A 375-nucleotide genomic window follows, 5' to 3' on the forward strand; every position below is an offset into this window, starting at 1 on the left:
GATAGTCGCGTATCAGCCCTTCCCCGCCGTTCAGCGCTTGTGGCAGCGCCGCATCACTGCCCGCTTCGGACACCGCCAGCAACCAGAAACGCAAACCGGCGACCCAGCCCTCACTGCGCAGGATAAGACTCTCGAGGGCTTCTCCGCGCAGTGAGCTGCTGTGGCGATCGAGCAAGGTCAGGGCTTCGTCATGGGTCAGGCGCAGATCCGCCTCATGCAGTTCCAGCAACTGCCGGGACAGACGCAAGCGTGCCAGATGCCAGTCCGGACGCTGGCGGCTGGTGACCATCACCAGCAAGCCATCAGGCAGATGGTTGAGGAAAAATTGCAGGCAGCGATCGAGCACCGGGCCTTGGGCGAGATGATAATCGTCGA

1 pseudogene is annotated in these 375 nt (G+C 62.4%); it reads right to left on the reverse strand.

The features are described from left to right. Nucleotides 1–375: pseudogene (locus BK660_RS33330) on the reverse strand (helix-turn-helix transcriptional regulator); the annotation flags it as partial.

Source organism: Pseudomonas brassicacearum (genome assembly GCF_003732265.1).
GTDB lineage: Bacteria > Pseudomonadota > Gammaproteobacteria > Pseudomonadales > Pseudomonadaceae > Aquipseudomonas > Aquipseudomonas brassicacearum_D.